Genomic DNA, 16,590 nt, shown 5'->3' with positions numbered 1-16,590 from the left:
GAATGATCTATTTAAAGACAGATGAAGAGATAGAGTTGATGCGTGATGCCAATCAATTGGTTGGTAAAACTCTGGGAGAACTATCTAAACATATTGCTCCGGGAGTTACTACACTACAACTAGATAAGATTGCCGAAGAATTCATTAGAGATAATGGTGCGGTTCCGGCTTTTTTAGGATACGGTGGTTTTCCTAATTCAATTTGTGCTTCCGTAAATGAACAGGTTGTTCATGGAATTCCTTCTGCGAAAGCTATTTTAAAGGAAGGTGATGTCATTTCTGTTGATTGTGGAACTATATTGAATGGTTTTGTTGGTGATTCTGCTTATACCTTTTGTGTAGGAGAAGTTTCCCCAGAGGTAAAGAAACTATTAAAGACGACAAAAGAATCTCTTTATTTAGGAATCCAACATGCTGTTGAAGGAAGACGCTTAGGTGATATCAGTCATGCAGTACAGGCATATTGTGAATCGAATGGTTATTCTGTTGTCAGAGAACTGGTAGGTCACGGTATCGGACGTAAGATGCATGAGGAACCTGAAGTTCCAAATTACGGACGCCCAGGTTGTGGTCCTTTATTGAGAAGTGGAATGTGTATTTGTATTGAGCCAATGATCAATATGGGAAGTAAAAATGTGGTTTTTGAAAAAGACGGTTGGACAGTTAGGACAAAAGATAGAAAATGCTCCGCTCATTTTGAACATTGTATTGCTATCCGTCCAGATGGTCCTCAGATTTTATCTTCATTCGAATTTATAGAAGAAATTTTAGGTAATAGCGCAATTTAATTTGATTTATATGGCTAAACAGTCAGCAATTGAGCAAGATGGAGTTATTGTAGAAGCATTGTCAAACGCAATGTTTCGTGTAGAATTAGAGAACGGACATGAAATAACAGCCCATATCTCAGGGAAAATGCGGATGCATTATATAAAGATTCTTCCTGGTGATAAGGTTAGAGTTGAAATGTCTCCATATGATCTATCAAAAGGTCGAATAGCTTTTAGGTACAAATAAAAAAACAACAAGATATGAAAGTAAGAGCATCTTTAAAGAAGCGTACTCCCGAATGTAAGATCGTAAGAAGAAAGGGACGCTTATACGTAATTAACAAGAAAAATCCTAAGTATAAACAACGTCAAGGATAATTTATTATTTTTGCAAAATAATTTAAGTAAGTAATATGGCTATAAGAATAGTTGGTGTAGACTTGCCACAAAATAAAAGAGGAGAAATTGCCTTGACCTATATTTACGGTATCGGTCGTAGTGCTTCTAACTCAATTTTAGCAAAAGCAGGTATTGATCGTGATATCAAAGTAAAAGACTGGACTGATGATCAGGCTGCTAAAGTACGTGAAATTATTGGCGCAGAATTTAAGGTAGAAGGTGATCTTCGTTCTGAAGTTCAGCTGAACATCAAACGTCTGATGGATATCGGATGTTATAGAGGTGTTCGTCACCGTATTGGTCTGCCTTTGAGAGGTCAGAGTACAAAGAACAATGCTCGTACTCGTAAGGGTAAGAAGAAAACTGTTGCAAATAAGAAAAAAGCTACTAAATAATAAGAATTGATATGGCAAAGAAAACAGTCGCAGCAAAGAAGAGAAACGTAAAAGTTGACGCTTACGGTCAAGCTCATATTCATTCTTCTTTTAACAATATTATTGTGTCTCTTGCTAATAGCGAAGGTCAGGTAATTAGCTGGTCTTCTGCAGGTAAGATGGGATTTAGAAGTTCTAAGAAGAACACTCCGTATGCCGCTCAGATGGCAGCACAAGATTGTGCTAAAGTAGCTTATGATCTTGGTTTGAGAAAAGTAAAAGTATTCGTAAAGGGACCGGGTAACGGACGTGAGTCTGCTATCAGAACTATCCACGGTGCCGGTATTGAAGTAACAGAAATTGTTGATGTTACTCCGTTGCCACATAATGGTTGTCGTCCTCCTAAAAAGAGAAGAGTATAATTAACTATAGTTTCTTGAACATTGAATCCGGAATTGTGAATAGATTGCATAAAGACCTTATCCTCTCTGTAATCGCGGCTGCACGGTTCCAGATTCATACAGAACATTTAAAAAAATAAAAAAATGGCAAGATATACTGGACCTAAAACAAGAATTGCTCGTAAGTTTGGCGAGGCAATATTCGGACCGGATAAAGTTCTTTCTAAGAAGAACTATCCTCCTGGACAACACGGTAATTCACGGAAGAGAAAAACTTCTGAATATGGTATTCAGCTTCGTGAGAAGCAGAAAGCCAAATACACTTACGGTGTGTTGGAAAAACAATTTAGAAACTTGTTCGATAAAGCTCAGAGTTCAAAAGGTATTACAGGTGAAGTTCTTCTTCAATTATTGGAAGGCCGTTTGGATAATATCGTTTATCGTTTGGGTATTGCTCCGACAAGAGCTGCTGCCCGTCAGTTAGTTTCTCATCGTCACATTACAGTAGACGGTAAAGTTGTAAATATTCCTTCTTACTCTGTAAAAGCCGGTCAGGTTATTGGTGTTAGAGAAAAATCTAAGTCTATGGAAGTGATTGCTGATGCGTTGTCAGGTTTCAATCACAGCAAGTATCCTTGGATTGAATGGGATCAGTCTTCTTACAGCGGAAAATTACTGCATCTGCCGGAAAGAGCTGACATTCCTGAAAACATTAAAGAGCAGTTGATCGTAGAATTGTATTCTAAATAATAATTGATTTCCATGGCGATATTAGCATTTCAAAAACCCGATAAAGTATTAATGTTGGAAGCGGACAATTTCTTCGGAAAGTTTGAATTTCGTCCGTTGGAACCCGGCTATGGTATTACTATAGGTAATGCTCTGCGCCGTATTCTCCTGTCGTCACTTGAAGGTTTTGCTATTACATCCATTAAAATCGAAGGGGTTGATCATGAATTTGATACAATTCCGGGCGTGATTGAGGATGTGACAAACATAATCTTGAATCTTAAACAGGTACGGTTCAAGCATATTGTAGACGACATAGAGAATGAAAAAGTAAGTATTACTGTTTCGGGTTCGGAAGTGTTCAAAGCCGGTGATATAGGTAAACAATTGACCGGATTCGAAGTATTGAATCCTGAGTTGGTTATTTGTCGTTTAGATCCGAACGCTGGTTTCCAGATCGAGTTGACTATTAATAAAGGACGTGGATACGTTCCGGCAGACGAAAATAGAGATCCGAATGCAGATATACATGTTATTGCTATCGACTCTATTTATACGCCTATCCGTAATGTCAAATATTCGATTGAAAACTTCCGTGTTGAGCAGAAGACGGACTACGAAAAGTTGGTTCTTGAAATAGCCACTGATGGTTCTATTCATCCGAAGGAAGCGTTGAAAGAAGCAGCTAAGATTTTGATTCATCATTTCATGTTGTTCTCAGATGAAAAGATTGCTATTGAGACAGTGGATACAGACGGAAATGAAGAGTTCGATGAAGAAGTTCTTCATATGCGTCAGTTGCTTAAGAGCAAGCTTTCGGATATGGATCTTTCTGTTCGTGCATTGAACTGCTTAAAGGCAGCAGATGTAGAAACGTTAGGTGAGTTGGTTAAATTCAATAAAAATGATTTGTTGAAATTCCGTAACTTCGGGAAGAAGTCACTCACAGAGCTTGATGAACTGCTTGAGAGTCTGAACCTTTCATTCGGTATGGATATCACAAAATATAAATTAGATAAAGAGTAAGTATAGCGATGAGACATAATAAAAAATTCAATCACTTAGGTCGTACAAACACTCACCGTGATGCAATGCTTTCTAACATGGCTTGTTCTCTGATCAAACATAAGAGAATTTTTACAACCGTGGCTAAGGCAAAAGCGCTGCGTATGTTTGTAGAACCGCTTATCACTAAGTCAAAAGAGGATACAACTCACTCAAGACGTGTGGTATTCAGCAATTTGCAGGACAAATTTGCTGTAACGGAATTATTCAAGGAAGTATCTCAGAAGATTGGTGACCGTCCGGGTGGATATACCAGAATTATTAAGACTGGTAACCGTTTAGGTGACAATGCTTCAATGTGCTTCATTGAATTAGTTGACTATAATGAAAATATGCTGAAAACAGATACAGCTAAAAAAGCAACAAAGACAAGACGTTCTCGTAAAAAGTCTACAGTTGCTGAAGCAACAACAGAAGCAACTCCGGCTGCTGAAGAAAAAGCTGCTGAATAAGCATAATAATTTCAACAAACATATAAAAAGCTGGTCTGTTTTGCAGATCAGCTTTTTGTTTTTTATACTGTCATAACTATCATACCTCGTGTTAAGAAATTGTTATATAGTTGGTTAAATGATGATAGTTGCTTTATTTAACTATCATGCCATCTATCATATCTATCATTCTCTTTAGTTTGAAAGAGCAATATAAACTTCTTTTTCTTATTAAATATATTACTGAATATCAAAATAATATAGTGTTTATTTTCTTGACACCCGGGTCTCGTATAGTTTGACATCCGGATTACATGACCTTCAAGATGGGGGTGTAAAATAGGCTGAAACCGACATTTCAATGATGTTAAGTAGGTTATTTACGGAGCAAAGACAATATCTTTCAGATAAATTTATGCTTACATATCTCTTTTTATCCGATAATCCGATCGAGAGATTTGCCTTTTCTTGTTGAATAACATAGGCTACTTATCTGATCATTGATGAATTCTATTTGAAAACCGGAACATTCGCTGTTCGGGAGTTGTTATATTTGTACGAAAGAAAAACTCAAATATTTTAGAGATATGGAAATTGTAAAAGTAATAGGACGAGAAATCCTTGATTCACGTGGTAATCCGACAATTGAAGTTGATGTACATTTAGCTTCCGGTGCATTTGGCCGTGCTGCTGTTCCTTCCGGTGCTTCTACCGGAGAGAATGAAGCGATTGAACTTAGGGATGGTGATAAAAAACGCTATGGTGGAAAAGGCGTTCTGAAAGCTGTAGACAATGTTAATAAGATAATAGCTCCTGCAATTTTAGGCATGAGTGCTTTGGATCAACGTGGCATTGACCACAAATTAATCGAATTAGATGGGACAAAGACAAAATCAAATTTAGGAGCAAATGCAATGTTAGGTGTTTCTTTAGCTGTAGCAAAAGCGGCAGCCAATTACCTTGATTTGCCTTTGTATCGTTATATCGGAGGAACCAACGCATACGTATTGCCTGTTCCAATGATGAATATTATCAATGGTGGTTCCCATTCCGATGCACCTATCGCTTTCCAGGAATTTATGATTCGCCCGGTTGGCGCTTGCTGTTTCCGTGAAGGGTTACGTATGGGAGCTGAAGTTTTCCATGCTTTGAAGAAAGTCCTTCATGACCGTGGATTAAGTACTGCTGTTGGTGATGAAGGTGGTTTTGCCCCTGCATTGGATGGTACGGAAGACGCATTAAATTCTATCATGGCTGCGATCAAAGCTGCCGGATATGAGCCAGGCAAAGATGTAACAATTGCCATGGACTGCGCTTCTTCAGAATTTTATCATGAAGGAATATATGATTATACTAAGTTTGAAGGTTCAAAAGGCGCTAAACGTACAGCTAAAGAGCAAGTGGAATACCTTTCTGGCTTGGTAAGTAAATTCCCTATCGACTCTATTGAGGACGGTATGGACGAAAATGATTGGGCTGGTTGGAAGATGTTGACTGAAGCGTTAGGAAACAAATGCCAGTTAGTGGGTGATGACCTGTTCGTTACAAACGTAGAGTTCCTTAAGAAGGGTATAGAAGAAGGCTGTGCCAACTCTATCCTGATTAAGGTAAACCAGATCGGTACATTGACCGAAACTCTGGACGCTATCGAAATGGCACATCGTAACGGTTATACATCAGTAACATCCCATCGTTCCGGTGAAACGGAAGATGCAACTATCGCCGACATTGCTGTTGCTACCAATTCAGGACAGATTAAGACAGGTTCTTTAAGTCGTTCTGACCGTATGGCAAAATACAACCAATTGCTTCGTATTGAAGAAGAATTGGGAGCACGAGCTGTTTACGGTTATAAAACTTACAAAAAATGATCAAGTAAGATGATGTGAAAAAGGGGCTATCCGACTTTTTGGACAGTCCCTTTTTTTATGTTATTTTCTTTTCCTTTTATTCATCCATATTCCCGTAAATATCAGAATGCCGCAAACGATACAAAAGGTCTTCATAGAAATATATTTCCACTCTGTTTTCGTAATAAATGAATTGTATACAGGGCGGATAAAAGGCGTGTCAGCATGATGCAGCTTACAACGGGATTTGGCAGCCGCTTGTCGATAGCTGTCCAGGTCGAAGGAACATTTCTCATAGCAAAGCACCTCTTTGCCGTTAGGTTTCTTGGTTGAAGTTATCCAAGCTTTTACTTCCCGTTTGGTATATTGGGATTTAGGTAATGTATCATTAAAAACAGGGATGACGGTATATTGATGACGAGTCGTTCTGGTATGTGTACCACGTCTGCCGGTACGTGTTGTACGGGTGATGGTTACAGACCCCCTGCCTGATAAGTCAACTGTTAAAGGAGAGTCAAATTTAAAATAAAGAGCCGATTTTTCAGGGTTATATAAATCTTCGATGGAAGCATAATTTGCAATATCGTCAGCAGAATGGAACAGCCAGTTCTGTAGAGGAATATTGAATGCAAGTGTTGTGAAGAATATCAAAAAATAGAAAAGCGTAGCCCATTTCCCCTTATAGAAAAAATAGGCTAAAAGGGTGGCCACTATAGATGCGGCACCATACGATAGTATCAGTATCCAATCTTGTAAATAAGATTGTAAAAAATAAAAGGCTATAATACCCAGCAGAGTAGGGAAAATAAGCAGAGCCAGTAGATTATAAATCCAGTTTGTCATTTTGCATATACGTAAAATCGATTACAAAGATATCTTTTTTGTAAGTTGGTGGTATATGCAAAATAAAGATACTTTCCGGTAAAATTTACTCTTTCTTTTTAAAAATCATATCCCCGTCATTTTTTCAGCATGTTCCTCATCCGGAAGATAACAAGTATACGTTTTATCTGTAATAGGTAAAGAAGAAGTACGGATAGTACCTTGTTTGAATTTGGCTATATCGCTGATTAGTAATTGTTTGTCTGCTTCCTCATCTTCGGAGTTTTTCTCGATTAACGTCCCCATAACACTACAGTTTATCGCTTCTGTGGCAGCAGGGTCCAGTTTTTTAAACTCATGTTCCAATTTATGATATTTTCCTTTTGTCGAATAGGTTTTTTCGTTAGTGTTAGAAATACAAATATAAAAATAAATTTCAAATATCGAAGAGAAAAAGACCGACCATCACTGGCAGGTCTTTCCTTCTGTTGAAAATTTTAAATTTACCTAATCAGAGAGTGAATCTTTTAAATCATCTATCGTTATTGAAAAATCTTTGTTTTGATTGAGCCTGCCCAACACCAGCAGACCTGTTTTGCGAGCACTGGTTTCAGTAGGAAAAGACCGTATCGAATCAATTGCGGGAATGGTGGGTTGATAAATCAACGTCTTCTTGTTCAATACAATCCTGTAACCCCATCCATTCCCCAATTGAAACGTTTGCAACTCCGGTTGCCGGCTGCAGGGAGACCCCATTTCTCCTTTGCAGAAATGAAAAAGAATAAACAACAACGGCAGTATCAAGAGTCCCGTGACGATCCATTTATTTCTCATCATCTTCTTATTCATCATCTGGATCATAATCATAAGGGTGAAGTTCCCAAATGTCGTCAAAGCGATAAGTACTGCTTTTGCCCGTTGCTATATAGCCCCTTGTCCCGTTAGAGAAAGCGACTGCTACCGTACGTGTTGTGCCCTTGAAATCATGGATTTGCTCCCACAAATCAGTGGAAGGATAATATTTCCAGGTATCACTGCGGACACTACTTTGATCTCCGCAAGTCAGATAAGCTGCACCATCGATAACGATGGCAGAGCCGTTGGCACGTACAATATTATAATCATCATCGTAATCATCATCCGAAGAATTTGATAGGTTGCGAAGCTGTTTCCATTGTCCGGTGGAAGGATCAAATCTCCAAAAATCATCTACATATGTACCATTGTTGATACCACAACACACATATGCATATTCTCCGATTACAAAACTGGTTGCATTTTGTCGTTTGGTACCCCCGATACTGACAATCTGTGTCCACGAATCAGTCGATGGCGTGTAGGCGTAAAAATCTTTTAAATAATTTCCATCATATCCGGCACCGATATATCCTTTTCCTGAAATTCCGAAAGCAACCGCTCCATATCTGGCAGAACCGGGGAAGTCTGTTTTCTTTGTCCATTGATTGGAAGAAGGATCGTATTCGTAGAAATCTTTCAGATAGTTTTCACTGTCATATCCGGTACCGCAATATCCTTTATTATCTATGGAGAAAGCAACTGCCGAGTTACGTCCTATACCAGGGAAGTTTGCTTTTTGTGTCCAGGCATCCGTTTCCATATCATACTCCCAGAGGTCGGCTAACCGTTTCTTGCCGTCATAACCACAAACTATATATCCTTTATTCCCAATCGTAAATGAAGCCGCATCACTACGTGCCAACCCGTCGAAATCGGAAACGCGAACCCAATGGCCGACTAAATTATCATTATCTTCATTACCACATGCGGTAAATAATATGGGCAGTAAAGCTGCCAGATATACTGAAAATCTTTTATGCATCATCGTTTATACAGTGTTATATTTTCTGGACACAAAAGAACAGACCTTTTTATTGACACACAAATTAAATCGGCAAATGGGCTTTTACGTTCGATGAATGCCCTATGGGAGATGATAAATAAGCTTTCGGATGTGGAAAATAGAGTTATCCTGCTCATCTCCCTTTTAACAGACTAAAAGAGCCTGTTGGCAGTTTTTTTTTGTAAAACAAAGACTGAATAAAGTTCTTTGCGTCCGGTTAAACAATATATGTATGAGTAAAGCACTATCAACATTTTTTATTATCCTTTTATTTGCAGGCAGTTTCTCTTGTTATAATACCGGCAATGATTATGGCTCTGGTTTGGTAAACACCGCATTTCGTAATATATCGATTGATACCAGTACGATCATTGTTTCTTCGACTTTGATAGATTCGTTGGAAACTACCGGACAGGAAAAAGCTTTGGCCGGGCAATACAAACATCCTCTTTGGGGAACAGTCATTGCTTCTGCTTATTTCCCTTATTTGGCACCGTCTTATAGTACAGATGCCGATGAAACGGTTTTTCTTGATTCTTTGGTGTTGTCGCTGCCTTATGGAGCATATTTTTTAGGAGATACTGCCCGGCAACAACGCTTTACCGTACACCGGTTAAAAGAAAAAATAATATTGAATGATAATGGCTATTTATATAATAATTCTTCATTTGCTTATGAATCGGAGCCGATGGGAGAATTTACGTTTAAACCTCATCCAAATGGCGGAGAACCTCTATCTATCCGTTTGTCCGATGATTTTGGGAAAGATTTGTTGCTGCGTTTACACAGCAGGGACCAATCTGTTTCTTCCGAACGTTTTGAAGACTATTTCAAAGGGCTTGTTGTTGTGCCTGACCGTTCTGTCAGCCATTCGGTACTGTCTTTCCTGGTAAATGATACCTCTTCAACATTGGTTTTGCATTATCATGTGGCAGGAGAACTGACGGAAGAAACAGAGTGCGTTATTAAACCGAATACAGAGAAACAATTTTATAATATCAGCCACGACAGGAAAGGAACCGCATTGGAGAACTTGCCATTGAAAAATGTCGAAGTGCCATCCGGGAAAATAGGCAACCGGGGTTTTCTATTCGGAGGTATCGGTTGGTATACCCGTTTGAAATTTCCCTATTTGAATAATCTGCAACAACAGGGAAAACAAGTCATAATAGAATCTGCTTCCCTGAAAATATACCCGGAACCCGGTACCTATTCAACATATGATAATCTGCCGGATAGCCTCTACTTATATATTACAGATGAAAATAATGTGGTAACCGATGCTGTAAAAGATTATTTGGGAGAAGAAGTCCAAGCCGGAACCCTGGTACGTGATGACACTTACGATGAAAAGACTTACTATTATTTTGATGTCAGCACGTTTATGAAAGAAGAGCTCGGTGCCTTTGATATGTATAAACATAACCTGCAACTGGTTTTCCGGGAGGAAGATTACACCGGGTCATTCAAGAACCTGACCTTTTCCGACCAGCAAGGGCGCAGTCCTATCGTCTTACAACTAATTTATAAAGTCTATGAAAGCTATTAAATATATTCTTTTCCTTCTGATACCATCTTTCCTTTCAGCACAGAATGTAATGACTTCATCCCCCTATTCCATGTTTGGGATAGGTGAAATCGAAACCGGCATGTATGGTGCGACTTCCGGAATGGGAGGCGTATCTATCGGTATGCGTGGAAAAGAACTGATAGGCAGTGATAATCCGGCAGGGCTGACTGGTATAGATAGCTGCCGTCTATTAGCTGATATTTCCGTATTTGGAAAGTTGGAATCTTATAACTCGAAAGGGGCACAAAATAATACGTTTACCGGAAACCTTTCACGTATTGTGTTGGCAGGACGTATCGTGCCCTGCTGGTATACGGCAGTAGGGCTTACGCCTTACAGTTATGTCGGTTATTATTTTCAAAGCTCGCAGGAGATAGAAGGTTCCCCCGGTTCGTATGCAACCAGCACATTCAGCGGAGATGGAGGTTTGTCTAAAGTCTACTGGACCAATGCTGTTAAATTGCTGCCGACCCTATCCTTGGGGGTTAATATGAATTATATATTCGGGAATATCACCCAGACAGAAAGCCAAAGCTCAATGTATGTAACAGATAAGTTGTACGGTTCTGCATTCTCTGCCGATTTCGGCATACAGTACCACCGTGCTTTAGGACGGCAGTTGCATTTGACATTAGGCGCCACTTACGGATTTAAACAATCTATTTCATTGAAAAAGACGAAAACGGTGACCAGCGATACGTATTCGTCTAATTATGAGAAGAAAACAATCAAGCAAACTCTTCCCCGGTTTATCGGTGTGGGAGGCTCTGTAGAATATAAGAAGTGGACGTATGCCCTTGATTATAATTTCCGGCAATACAGTTCTTTAACCTCCGGAGATTCACGCATCAGTTTCCATGATGCACATGAATTACGTACCGGAGTTTCGTATTATCCGGGAGGTTTTTCTTCCGATAGTTTTTGGAAACGGACAATCTATAAAATGGGAGTGGACGTTTCTACGCCTTATATGCAAGTGAACAAAAATTCCGGCCTTTCCTGGAGGGTAACGGCGGGTATGGGATTCCCCGTAATGAACGGACGTGTTCATGTTTCTCTTTTCTATGACCGGATGAAGTTGAAAGAGAATACGTTACAGCGAGGCCTGACAGGATTGACTGTAACGTATACATTAAACGAATTATTCTATAGAGTGAAATTATAGAAACTTATCCCTCATATTTATCAGAAAGATAAAAGCAACATTTCTCCGGCATTGACACGAAGTTTCAGCTTCCCGGAAGAATATTTCAGCTTGCCTTTATAGAAGCGTCCGCTTTCATTGACAGCATATATGGATACTTTGCCTGATACCGGATAGCCGGAAGGCAACGTCCAAATTTTTTCTTTATATCCATCCTGGCTATAAGCAATCATATGATTGCCTTCTATCCATAAGGCTGGAACCATGACGTTATTATTGTCTACCAATACAGCATTTCCCAGCCGGATTTGCAAATGTCCTTTGTCTAGTTCCGTATGGACATTGCCCGAGAATTGTACAGCCTTATAATTCTCGCCTTCTACCCGGTATAGACGCTCAAAACGATTCAGGTAATTGCAGACTGCCGTCATTGTACAGAACCGTCTTGTAAATTCACTGTAATTGTCCAGACCTTTCATAAAAACTTTTTCTCCGTTCAGGTTATTTCCAAACAGGACTCCCCAATCACTGTCCGCATTGTTCCCTCCACAAATAATGGACGCTGGATATTTCAGATAAATTTCGTCATGCCCGAACCACCAGACCATTGGTTGGTATCCGATAAATAAATCCGTATTATCAGGCAATCCCTCATTGGTTACGTCAATGCCTTTGGAATCAAAATAGCGAAAAATATTTCGTTGGGCTTCCAACTCATCTTCCTGAGTATATGGCAGGTAGGAACTGATAGGTGATTGAGTACGTATCTGCCATTCGCCTTTTTCATCTTTGTAGGCTATTGGTGCCGCCGTGTGAAAAGCGTCGATATGTATTGTCCCCGCATCCTGTATAGGCAACAGTTTGCACAGACTATCGATGCGTTGCTGTGTGAAACCTTTTGCCCATTCTTGTGCATAACTAATCTGGTAACCCCATTCTCCGCCACGGAGGAATCCCCGTTCATCACGGGCTATCACATCATTTGCAATATATTTGTTCCATAGCGGGCTACCTTCGTAAGTATCAATCATGTTGATATGAAGGCTCACTGTCGTATTATATTTTTTGCCTTCAGCCATTAGCCAGCGGATACTTTCCAGACCGTTTTTGTCGTTTGGCCGCTTTAATGCCTCGTTCCCTTCAAAGAAGGCGGGATATTTGGAATCATGTCCGTTGTATTGCCATCCCACCAGATAGGCTATCTTAGGCATGCCGAGTGTAATGTTATCCATTCCTTTCAATAATTGGAGCGTCTGTTCACAGGTGGCATACACTGTTTGTTTTCCATTATCGCGATGTTTGAAGCGTCCGTCAAAAAGAGCTTGCGACATAAATATTTTTGTCACGAATGTCTTTGTATAATCGTGACGTAGATTTACTTTCATCTGAAAATCTTTAGGGAAATCCGCGTACACCGTATCGCGTTTCTGTGCATTTACAACTACGGACAGTAGAATACATAAAAAGAGAAAGGGTTTTTTCATAACACAACTGTTTTAATAAACATATTTTGGGCCTATAATTAATCACACAAGAAAAACAAAGGGTTATTTTAATCAGCGAAAAGTACAAATATATTTTTTTATAGCATCACTTATTAAATATTATTAGTGCTAAAAAAAGGTTGTGCATTAGTAAGGCTCCTTATTCGGCTAAAGCCAGCTTCCCCATCAATCCCGGCAAATAGGAATCGCTGATAGGAATTATTTCATTGCCGATGCGGATGCGTTTCCTCTCTATGTAGTTGATTTGGGATAAAGCGACTATATAGGAACGATGCACCCGGCAAAAGAGTGAACGGTCCAGGTTTTCTTCAAACCGTTTGAGGCTCGACTGTGAAAGGAGTGGTTTGCCACTGGTACGGTGCACCTTGACATAATCGCCAAAACCTTCAAGGAAAAGTATTTCATCCTTATGCAGGCGGATAATCTTACTTCCTTCACGTACGAAGATTGGCTGTTCGCTTTGCTCCTTGTACAAAACTTCATGTACTTCGTGCAATGCTTTATCCAACTTCTCAAAATATCCCATCAAAGTATTCAGGGTAGATGCATCTCCATCGAAAGTAATACATTTAAGCATAGTGTTTTACTCGTTTAGTTATGTTGCAAAATAAGTAGGATATTCGGTAAATAAAGGTTAATTGCCGATAAGTGGTACAACTTGGCCGGTGAAACGCCGTATGAAGTGGGGGAAATGGAAAAAATGGATATAGGAATAGATATTGGGGAGAGTTTATATCATAAGAATTGGCTGCGCGGATTGTTTCCACTGGCGGCGCAGATTGTTTTTATAATGTGCGCGGATTGTCTTTACTACGTTCCGGGTAGTGGAGACAATCCGCGCATCTATTTTTAGCTACATGTACCCTAAAGGAGGTCAAGCTTTTTTTCTGCTTGTTCTTTTCTTAGTTGTTGTTTTCTCAGCCGCTTCAGCAATAATTTTGAGGCATTCTTCTAAAGTAAGTGCAGCCGGATCGGTCACAGTTTTGGGAATGCGGTAATTATTTCCTTTATAAGCGATATAAGGTCCGAAGCGTCCGTTCAGAATTTCCATATCGGGATCTTCATCGAACTTTTTCAAGAAGCGTTGTTCGTCTTTCTTCCGTTTTTCCTGGATAAGTTCGATTGCTTCATCTGCTGTAATAGTCAGCGGATTTAAATCTTTCGGAATTGAAATGAACTTGCTGTCGTGGCGGATAAATGGCCCGAAACGTCCTATTGCGGCAACCATATCTTTCCCTTCATATTCGCCGATTGTACGTGGAAGGTCGAATAGTTTTAATGCTTCTTCCAATGTAATTGTTTCGATGGATTGCCCTTTCATCAACGTAGCAAACTGGGGCTTGGGGGCTGTTTTATCTTCTGCATGAGCCTGTCCGATTTGGACTACAGGGCCATAACGTCCGATTTTTACAAATACGGGATTACCGCTTTTCGGGTCGATGCCCAGTTCGCGTTCTCCTACTTTATGTTCGGTCTTAACAGCGGAGGTCGCTTCCACGATCGGATGGAATAGTTTATAGAATTTGTCGATGGCTTTGGTCCAAACCATTTCACCTTCTGCTACCGCATCGAATTCTTTTTCAACGTTGGCGGTAAAGTTATAATCCATTACATCCGGGAAATACTCCATAAGGAAGTCGTTTACAACCGTACCAATGTCTGTCGGCATTAGTTTATTCCGGTCGGCTCCCACTATTTCTGTTTTTTCCGTTTCTTTTATCTTGTCTTTAGCAAGGGTGATAACGCAATATCTACGTTCCGTACCATCTTTATCTCCTTTTACCACATATTCGCGATTCTGGATTGTCTGGATAGTAGGGGCATAGGTGGAAGGGCGTCCGATACCCAGTTCTTCCAGGCGGCGTACCAGACTTGCTTCTGTGTAGCGCGGCGGACGTTGGGTAAAACGTTCGGTTGCTACAATATCTTTCAGGCTTAATTTTTCATTTAACTTAACCGGTGGTAGTAAGCCGTTTTCCTGTTCTTTTTCATTCTCGTCGTCATTACTTTCCAGATATACCTGAAGGAAACCTTCGAAGGCCAACACTTCGCCGACTGCTACGAACTTTTCAGTTTTGCCGCTGACACCTACCGATATGGTTGTACGTTCGAGTTCTGCATCTGCCATCTGGCAAGCAATTGTACGCTTACGGATTAATTCGTATAATTTCTTTTCCTGTGGAGTACCGCTTATCTCTACATTATTAATATAGGTAGGACGGATCGCTTCGTGTGCTTCCTGTGCACCTTTACTTTTTGTATGGTATTGGCGGAATTTATAATACTTTTCTCCATATGTACCGGTAATTACCTCTTTTGCCGTACCGAGAGCTAAATCACTCAGGTTTACGGAGTCGGTACGCATATAGGTGATTAATCCGGATTCGTACAGACGTTGTGCAATCATCATTGTTTGCGAAACGGAATAACCCAGCTTGCGGGCTGCTTCCTGCTGCAAAGTAGAAGTTGTAAACGGAGGCGCCGGCGATTTCTTAACCGGTTTCGTTGTAATATCATCGATTGTAAAAGAAGCGCTTTTGCAAGATTCGAGGAAGTCAATTACCTCTTTTGGGTCTTTTAACCTGCGTCCCAGTTCTGCTTTCAGGATAGTTGTTCCGTCAGGCAGGATGAAATTGGCAATGATACGGAAAGCTGCTTCCGAAACGAAATTGTTTATTTCACGTTCACGTTCTACGATAAGACGTACTGCTACGGATTGTACACGGCCGGCAGAGAGGGCAGGCTTTACTTTTCTCCATAAAATAGGGGAAAGTTCAAAACCCACAATGCGGTCCAGTACACGACGTGCCTGTTGTGCATTCACCAGGTTTATATCGATATTACGTGGTGTCTCGATGGCATGGAGTATGGCACTTTTTGTGATTTCATGGAAAACGATACGCTTGGTGTTTTCCGGTTTCAACCCCAGTACTTCGTACAAATGCCATGATATTGCTTCTCCCTCACGGTCCTCATCGGATGCAAGCCATACCTGTTCGGCACCCTTTGCTTCAGCTTTCAATTCGCTCACCAATTTTTTCTTATCGGTGGGAACTACATATTGAGGAGCGTAATCGTGTTCAATATCAATACTGAATTCTTTAGTTTTCAAATCGCGGATATGCCCATAGCTTGACATGACTTTGTAGTCTTTTCCAAGAAATTTCTCAATGGTTTTTGCCTTTGCAGGGGACTCCACTATAACCAGATTTTTTTGCATAATAACGTCTTCTCTTTTAGAAATCGGTTGCAAACATACATAAATAATTAACGTAACCCTATATCTTTGTATTTGAAAATTGAAAATCGGATGTTGAAAATGAGGATAGTTCTTATGGATGAACCTTTTTCAGCGCCACTGGTTTTCAATTCACAGTTACCAATATTCAATAAATGGAAGTATGGATGCAATCAAACAATTAATTCTTGAAGGTAAAACAGATGAAGCGATTCGTTTGTTGGATGATTATATTAAAAATAACGCTTTTTCGGATGAGGCGTATTACTTGCGTGGCAATGCGTATATAAAAAAAGGGGATATTCGGCAAGGACTGAATAACTATTTAAAGGCAGTAGAAATAAATCCGGAAAGCCCGGCGCAGGTGGCATACGATGCGCAGATACGGATTATGAATTTCTATAATAAGGATATGTATAATCACTAAAAGC

The 16,590-nt window shown here is 39.9% G+C and carries 19 protein-coding genes; 12 read left to right on the top strand and 7 right to left on the bottom strand.

The window, feature by feature from the left end:
* The first annotated feature begins 2 nt into the window (after positions 1 to 2).
* The 9 genes from map (at position 3) to eno (ending at position 6,040) form a co-directional block, all read left to right on the top strand.
* Positions 3 to 788: a type I methionyl aminopeptidase gene (map, locus tag ACGE0T_RS16765; RefSeq protein ID WP_459187734.1), complete on the top strand. Its 786-nt coding sequence runs from the start codon at positions 3 to 5 to the stop codon at positions 786 to 788.
* A gap of 10 nt (positions 789 to 798) precedes the next feature.
* Entirely contained in the window at positions 799 to 1,017 is a 219-nt protein-coding gene (infA, locus tag ACGE0T_RS16760) for a translation initiation factor IF-1 (RefSeq protein WP_005634776.1), read from the top strand.
* Between the two features lie 14 nt (positions 1,018 to 1,031).
* Positions 1,032 to 1,148 carry a type B 50S ribosomal protein L36 gene (gene ykgO / locus ACGE0T_RS16755; RefSeq protein ID WP_005645768.1) on the top strand — a complete coding sequence of 39 codons (117 nt, stop codon included), beginning with the start codon at positions 1,032 to 1,034 and terminating at the stop codon, positions 1,146 to 1,148.
* A 35-nt stretch (positions 1,149 to 1,183) separates the two neighbouring features.
* The gene (gene rpsM, locus ACGE0T_RS16750; RefSeq protein ID WP_459187733.1) at positions 1,184 to 1,564 is read left to right on the top strand and encodes a 30S ribosomal protein S13; all 381 of its coding nucleotides are present in this window, start codon (positions 1,184 to 1,186) and stop codon (positions 1,562 to 1,564) included.
* A gap of 11 nt (positions 1,565 to 1,575) precedes the next feature.
* Positions 1,576 to 1,965, top strand: coding sequence for a 30S ribosomal protein S11 (rpsK, locus tag ACGE0T_RS16745; RefSeq protein ID WP_005634781.1), 390 nt, complete (start codon positions 1,576 to 1,578; stop codon positions 1,963 to 1,965).
* Between the two features lie 123 nt (positions 1,966 to 2,088).
* On the top strand, positions 2,089 to 2,694 hold the full coding sequence (gene rpsD / locus ACGE0T_RS16740; protein ID WP_459187732.1) for a 30S ribosomal protein S4: 606 nt from the start codon (positions 2,089 to 2,091) through the stop codon (positions 2,692 to 2,694).
* A gap of 12 nt (positions 2,695 to 2,706) precedes the next feature.
* Complete coding sequence (locus ACGE0T_RS16735; RefSeq protein ID WP_459187731.1) at positions 2,707 to 3,699, top strand: DNA-directed RNA polymerase subunit alpha; 993 nt, start codon at positions 2,707 to 2,709, stop codon at positions 3,697 to 3,699.
* Positions 3,700 to 3,707: 8 nt separating this feature from the next.
* Positions 3,708 to 4,190 carry a 50S ribosomal protein L17 gene (gene rplQ, locus ACGE0T_RS16730; protein ID WP_459187730.1) on the top strand — a complete coding sequence of 161 codons (483 nt, stop codon included), beginning with the start codon at positions 3,708 to 3,710 and terminating at the stop codon, positions 4,188 to 4,190.
* A gap of 566 nt (positions 4,191 to 4,756) precedes the next feature.
* Entirely contained in the window at positions 4,757 to 6,040 is a 1,284-nt protein-coding gene (gene eno, locus ACGE0T_RS16725; protein WP_459187729.1) for a phosphopyruvate hydratase, read from the top strand.
* A gap of 60 nt (positions 6,041 to 6,100) precedes the next feature.
* Here the strand turns inward: eno and ACGE0T_RS16720 are convergent, their stop codons facing one another.
* From ACGE0T_RS16720 to ACGE0T_RS16705, 4 genes are all read right to left on the bottom strand, one after another.
* Positions 6,101 to 6,862 carry a hypothetical protein gene (locus ACGE0T_RS16720; RefSeq protein ID WP_459187728.1) on the bottom strand — a complete coding sequence of 254 codons (762 nt, stop codon included), beginning with the start codon at positions 6,860 to 6,862 and terminating at the stop codon, positions 6,101 to 6,103.
* 105 nt (positions 6,863 to 6,967) lie between these two features.
* Complete coding sequence (locus ACGE0T_RS16715; RefSeq protein ID WP_459187727.1) at positions 6,968 to 7,147, bottom strand: hypothetical protein; 180 nt, start codon at positions 7,145 to 7,147, stop codon at positions 6,968 to 6,970.
* 201 nt (positions 7,148 to 7,348) lie between these two features.
* On the bottom strand, positions 7,349 to 7,693 hold the full coding sequence (locus ACGE0T_RS16710) for a DUF4907 domain-containing protein (RefSeq protein WP_459187726.1): 345 nt from the start codon (positions 7,691 to 7,693) through the stop codon (positions 7,349 to 7,351).
* Positions 7,683 to 8,684, bottom strand: a complete 1,002-nt coding sequence (locus tag ACGE0T_RS16705) for a Kelch repeat-containing protein (RefSeq protein ID WP_459187725.1) — start codon at positions 8,682 to 8,684, stop codon at positions 7,683 to 7,685. Before ACGE0T_RS16705 ends, ACGE0T_RS16710 begins: the two co-directional genes overlap by 11 nt.
* A 250-nt stretch (positions 8,685 to 8,934) precedes the next feature.
* Between ACGE0T_RS16705 and ACGE0T_RS16700 the strand changes: the two genes are divergently transcribed.
* Positions 8,935 to 10,251 carry a DUF4270 family protein gene (locus ACGE0T_RS16700; RefSeq protein ID WP_459187724.1) on the top strand — a complete coding sequence of 439 codons (1,317 nt, stop codon included), beginning with the start codon at positions 8,935 to 8,937 and terminating at the stop codon, positions 10,249 to 10,251.
* Positions 10,238 to 11,437, top strand: a complete 1,200-nt coding sequence (locus ACGE0T_RS16695) for a hypothetical protein (RefSeq protein WP_459187723.1) — start codon at positions 10,238 to 10,240, stop codon at positions 11,435 to 11,437. Before ACGE0T_RS16700 ends, ACGE0T_RS16695 begins: the two co-directional genes overlap by 14 nt.
* Before the next feature lie 20 nt (positions 11,438 to 11,457).
* Here the strand turns inward: ACGE0T_RS16695 and ACGE0T_RS16690 are convergent, their stop codons facing one another.
* The 3 genes from ACGE0T_RS16690 to topA form a co-directional block, all read right to left on the bottom strand.
* On the bottom strand, positions 11,458 to 12,900 hold the full coding sequence (locus tag ACGE0T_RS16690; protein WP_459187722.1) for an endo-alpha-N-acetylgalactosaminidase family protein: 1,443 nt from the start codon (positions 12,898 to 12,900) through the stop codon (positions 11,458 to 11,460).
* Positions 12,901 to 13,060: 160 nt separating this feature from the next.
* Positions 13,061 to 13,498: a LytR/AlgR family response regulator transcription factor gene (locus tag ACGE0T_RS16685; protein ID WP_459187721.1), complete on the bottom strand. Its 438-nt coding sequence runs from the start codon at positions 13,496 to 13,498 to the stop codon at positions 13,061 to 13,063.
* Between the two features lie 297 nt (positions 13,499 to 13,795).
* The gene (topA, locus tag ACGE0T_RS16680; protein WP_459187720.1) at positions 13,796 to 16,141 is read right to left on the bottom strand and encodes a type I DNA topoisomerase; all 2,346 of its coding nucleotides are present in this window, start codon (positions 16,139 to 16,141) and stop codon (positions 13,796 to 13,798) included.
* Positions 16,142 to 16,322: 181 nt separating this feature from the next.
* On the opposite strand from topA, the gene ACGE0T_RS16675 reads away from it, so the two are divergent.
* Positions 16,323 to 16,586 carry a tetratricopeptide repeat protein gene (locus ACGE0T_RS16675; protein ID WP_459187719.1) on the top strand — a complete coding sequence of 88 codons (264 nt, stop codon included), beginning with the start codon at positions 16,323 to 16,325 and terminating at the stop codon, positions 16,584 to 16,586.
* The last annotated feature ends 4 nt before the right edge of the window (positions 16,587 to 16,590 follow it).

This window comes from Parabacteroides sp. APC149_11_2_Y6 (genome assembly GCF_054506995.1).
The sequence above is the reverse complement of the archived record's forward strand: the minus strand, read 5'-3'. Positions and strand labels throughout refer to the sequence as shown.

Coding starts and splice junctions, on each gene's coding strand:
- map (WP_459187734.1), top strand. CDS start 3: ATGATCTATTTAAAGACAGATGAAGAGATAGAGTTGATGCGTGATGCC.
- infA (WP_005634776.1), top strand. CDS start 799: ATGGCTAAACAGTCAGCAATTGAGCAAGATGGAGTTATTGTAGAAGCA.
- ykgO (WP_005645768.1), top strand. CDS start 1,032: ATGAAAGTAAGAGCATCTTTAAAGAAGCGTACTCCCGAATGTAAGATC.
- rpsM (WP_459187733.1), top strand. CDS start 1,184: ATGGCTATAAGAATAGTTGGTGTAGACTTGCCACAAAATAAAAGAGGA.
- rpsK (WP_005634781.1), top strand. CDS start 1,576: ATGGCAAAGAAAACAGTCGCAGCAAAGAAGAGAAACGTAAAAGTTGAC.
- rpsD (WP_459187732.1), top strand. CDS start 2,089: ATGGCAAGATATACTGGACCTAAAACAAGAATTGCTCGTAAGTTTGGC.
- ACGE0T_RS16735 (WP_459187731.1), top strand. CDS start 2,707: ATGGCGATATTAGCATTTCAAAAACCCGATAAAGTATTAATGTTGGAA.
- rplQ (WP_459187730.1), top strand. CDS start 3,708: ATGAGACATAATAAAAAATTCAATCACTTAGGTCGTACAAACACTCAC.
- eno (WP_459187729.1), top strand. CDS start 4,757: ATGGAAATTGTAAAAGTAATAGGACGAGAAATCCTTGATTCACGTGGT.
- ACGE0T_RS16720 (WP_459187728.1), bottom strand. CDS start 6,862: ATGACAAACTGGATTTATAATCTACTGGCTCTGCTTATTTTCCCTACT.
- ACGE0T_RS16715 (WP_459187727.1), bottom strand. CDS start 7,147: ATGGGGACGTTAATCGAGAAAAACTCCGAAGATGAGGAAGCAGACAAA.
- ACGE0T_RS16710 (WP_459187726.1), bottom strand. CDS start 7,693: ATGATGAATAAGAAGATGATGAGAAATAAATGGATCGTCACGGGACTC.
- ACGE0T_RS16705 (WP_459187725.1), bottom strand. CDS start 8,684: ATGATGCATAAAAGATTTTCAGTATATCTGGCAGCTTTACTGCCCATA.
- ACGE0T_RS16700 (WP_459187724.1), top strand. CDS start 8,935: ATGAGTAAAGCACTATCAACATTTTTTATTATCCTTTTATTTGCAGGC.
- ACGE0T_RS16695 (WP_459187723.1), top strand. CDS start 10,238: ATGAAAGCTATTAAATATATTCTTTTCCTTCTGATACCATCTTTCCTT.
- ACGE0T_RS16690 (WP_459187722.1), bottom strand. CDS start 12,900: ATGAAAAAACCCTTTCTCTTTTTATGTATTCTACTGTCCGTAGTTGTA.
- ACGE0T_RS16685 (WP_459187721.1), bottom strand. CDS start 13,498: ATGCTTAAATGTATTACTTTCGATGGAGATGCATCTACCCTGAATACT.
- topA (WP_459187720.1), bottom strand. CDS start 16,141: ATGCAAAAAAATCTGGTTATAGTGGAGTCCCCTGCAAAGGCAAAAACC.
- ACGE0T_RS16675 (WP_459187719.1), top strand. CDS start 16,323: ATGGATGCAATCAAACAATTAATTCTTGAAGGTAAAACAGATGAAGCG.